This is a genomic window from Micromonospora sp. BS32 (assembly GCF_059089345.1).
This window is the reverse complement of sequence record NZ_JBSSHR010000162.1, coordinates 1-386: the sequence shown is the minus strand read 5'-3', so window position 1 is coordinate 386 and position 386 is coordinate 1. Positions and strand designations below refer to the sequence as shown.

Genomic DNA, 386 nt, shown 5'->3' with positions numbered 1-386 from the left:
CGTCGAACCCGTCCCAACTCGGTGCGCTCAGCCCGTCCTTGACGTTGCTGGTCACCACCGCCTTGCCGAAGGTCTGACCGGTGACCAGCGAACCGACCACCAGATTGCGGCCGTCGGAGCGCACCCCCGCGGCCACCTCCTGGTCCCTGCGCACCGCCACCGAGTCCAGATACGCCTTGCTGGAGCCGAACGGCCCCGGCACCGCGGTCGCCTTCGGGGTGCTGCCCTTGCCGTCGTCGGTCAGCTCCAGCAACCGGTGCTGGCTGTCCGCCTCGATGAAGTACGGCCGCGGGCTGGACCCGACCAGGTTCTCCGGGCCGTAGCCGAGCGCCTCACTGCTGTGCAGCACACACGCGGTGGACCCGTCCGCGTGGTCCACCTCGGCC

1 protein-coding gene is annotated in these 386 nt (G+C 70.7%); it reads right to left on the bottom strand.

Features of this window, described 5'->3' with window-relative positions; genetic code table 11:
* The coding region (locus AC5RWQ_RS30725; RefSeq protein ID WP_494286087.1) for an LpqB family beta-propeller domain-containing protein at window positions 1–386 on the bottom strand (386 nt) is incomplete at both ends.